We start from the raw sequence: 2,604 nt of genomic DNA on the forward strand, positions 1-2,604 counted from the left end.
GTGCTGGTATTGGGCAGCGAAAACCAAAACAAAAGCAACCAAACCCCTTACGAATACTTCAACGGCAAAGACAACAGCCGCGAATGGCAGGAATTTAAAGCGCGTGTTGAAACCAGCCGTTTTCCTCGCAGTAAAAAACAACGGATTCTGCTGCAAAAATCCGACGAAGACGGCTTTAAAGAACGCAATCTGAACGATACGCGCTACGTCAACCGTTTCCTGTGCCAATTTATTGCTGACCGTATGCGGCTGACAGGTAAAGGGAAAAGACGTGTCTTTGCATCCAACGGACAAATTACCAATCTGTTGCGCGGCTTTTGGGGATTACGCAAAGTGCGTGCGGAAAACGACCGCCATCACGCCTTGGACGCCGTCGTCGTTGCCTGCTCAACCGTTGCCATGCAGCAGAAAATTACCCATTTTGTACACCATAAAGAGATGAACGCGTTTGACGGGAAAACCATAGATAAAGAAACAGGAGAAGTGCTGCATCAAAAAACACACTTCCCGCAACCTTGGGAATTTTTCGCACAAGAAGTCATGCTTCGCGTCTTCGGCAAACCGGACGGCAAACCCGAATTTGAAGAAGCCGATACCCCAGAAAAACTGCGCGCGTTGCTTGCCGAAAAATTATCATCTCGCCCCGAAGCCGTACATGAATACGTTACGCCACTGTTTGTTTCACGCGCGCCCAATCGGAAGATGAGCGGTGCACATAAAGATACTTTGAGATCTGCTAAACGATTTGTTAAACATAATGAAAAAATTAGTGTTAAACGAGTATGGTTAACCGAAATCAAGTTGGCCGACCTTGAAAATATGGTTAATTATAAAAATGGTAGGGAGATTGAATTATATGAGGCTCTTAAGGCACGTTTAGGGGCATATGGAGGTAATGCTAAACAAGCATTTGACCCTAAGGACAATCCGTTTTATAAAAAGGGGGGACAACTGGTTAAAGCTGTGAGGGTCGAAAAAACCCAAGAGAGCGGAGTCTTATTAAACAAAAAAAATGCTTATACCATTGCAGATACTGGAGACATGGTACGTGTTGATGTGTTCTGTAAAGTGGATAAGAAAGGAAAAAATCAGTATTTTATTGTTCCCATCTATGCTTGGCAGGTTGCTGAAAACATTCTTCCCGATATTGATTGTAAAGGATACCGGATTGATGATAGCTATACATTCTGTTTTAGCTTGCATAAGTATGATCTGATTGCTTTTCAGAAAGATGAAAAATCTAAAGTAGAATTCGCCTACTATATCAACTGTGATAGCTCTAATGGACGATTCTATTTAGCTTGGCATGATAAAGGCTCTAAAGAACAGCAATTCCGTATTAGTACCCAAAATCTTGTATTGATGCAAAAATACCAAATCGATGAACTGGGCAAAGAAATCAGACCATGCCGTCTGAAAAAACGCCCGCCTGTCTGCTAAATTAATCTATCCCTGTTTCAGACGGCCTGAAGCAGGGATTTTTTATATCAAAATAAGGGGAAAAACATGACTTGGCGCAGCCTGCTCATTCAAAATGGCGGCAAACTATCCTTGCAATGCCGGCAACTGCTGATTCAACAAAACGGCGAGTCCCATACCGTACCATTAGAAGACATCGCCGTTATCATCATCGAAAACCGCGAAACCCTGATTACTGCCCCGCTCCTATCAGCCTTAGCCGAACATGGCTCAACCCTGCTGACATGTGACGAACAGTTCCTACCCTGCGGACAATGGCTGCCTTATGCCCAATATCACCGCCAACTTAAAATCCTCAAGCTGCAGCTGAATATAAGCGAACCCTTAAAAAAGCAACTCTGGCAACATATCATCCGCCAAAAAATCCTAAATCAAGCATTTGTCGCAGACGAAACAGGCAATGATCTTGCCGCCAAACGGCTGCGCACTTTGGCAGTCGAAGTCCGTTCGGGCGATACAGGAAACCGTGAAGCCCAAGCTGCCGCCCTCTACTTCCAAGCCCTCTTTGGAGAAAAGTTTACTCGCAATGACAACAATGCCGTCAATGCCGCATTGAACTACACCTACGCCGTACTCCGTGCAGCAGTTGCACGCGCCCTGACTTTATATGGATGGTTGCCTGCATTAGGCTTGTTTCATAGAAGCGAACTAAATCCATTCAACCTCGCCGATGACTTTATCGAACCCTTACGCCCATTGGCCGACCTGGTCGTTATACATTTGCATGAACAAGGCCGTCTGAAAACTGATCTGACCTCCAATCTCAAACAAAACCTTATCAAGACCCTTCACTGTCAAATCTGTATCAAACGACAACATTTCAGCACCTTGGCTGCCATAGACAAAATGATTTCCTCATTTCAAGCCAGCGTAACCGATAAAAACGCCAAACAGCTGAAACTGCCTGAAATCTTGCCATTGAAAGAATACCAATATGAGTGAGGCCAAATTTATGAGGATTATCGTCTTCTTCGACCTACCGGTCACCACAACGGCAAAGCGCAAAGCCGCCAATCAATTCCGCCAGTTTCTATTAAAAGATGGATACCAAATGCTCCAACTTTCTGTATACAGCCGTATTGTCAAAGGTCGAGACTCGTTACAAAAACACCACAATAGGCTATG

Annotated in this window: 3 protein-coding genes; all 3 read left to right on the forward strand. The window is 44.5% G+C overall.

Annotation, left to right across the window (positions count from 1 at the left end):
- On the forward strand, window positions 1–1,440 hold a 1,440-nt coding region (gene cas9, locus ACTHUM_RS11390), incomplete at its 5' end, for a type II CRISPR RNA-guided endonuclease Cas9 (protein ID WP_440402915.1).
- 66 nt (window positions 1,441–1,506) lie between these two features.
- Window positions 1,507–2,421, forward strand: a complete 915-nt coding sequence (gene cas1 / locus ACTHUM_RS11395; protein WP_070461272.1) for a type II CRISPR-associated endonuclease Cas1 — start codon at window positions 1,507–1,509, stop codon at window positions 2,419–2,421.
- On the forward strand, window positions 2,414–2,604 hold a 191-nt coding region (gene cas2, locus ACTHUM_RS11400), incomplete at its 3' end, for a CRISPR-associated endonuclease Cas2 (RefSeq protein WP_440402916.1). The genes cas1 and cas2, both read left to right, overlap by 8 nt.

The sequence above is a fragment of the Neisseria sp. P0021.S006 genome (assembly GCF_051956895.1).